The 323-nt window shown below is 43.0% G+C and carries 1 pseudogene; it reads left to right on the top strand.

Annotated elements, in window-relative coordinates:
• Positions 1 to 22: 22 nt before the first annotated feature.
• Positions 23 to 323 (top strand): annotated as a pseudogene (locus tag HC176_RS18540) (hypothetical protein); the annotation flags it as partial.

Raw genomic sequence — 323 nt, forward strand, 5'->3', positions numbered from 1 at the left:
GCACATCTTCCGGAGAGGTCTTATGAAAAAATTTCTGGTCATTTTTGTTCTTTTTGCACTTCCATTGGTAGCATATCTTTTTTTTGCTTCGGGAGTCAATAATTTTGCCCGCCTGCCTGTACTTACACAGGAAATATCCCCGCTTGAAAACTTCAGCAGCCTTGAAAAGGAGCAGGAGGAGCTTAGCTTCCGCGAAAAGATCAGCATCCTTGGATTCCCCGGCGATGATCCTCAAGAATATCTCACCAATGCATACCATCTTGCCGAAAAGGTTTACGATCCTTATGCCGAATTCAATGATTTTTACCTGGTATCTGTAGTTC

It is taken from the genome of Tamlana crocina (assembly GCF_012037625.1).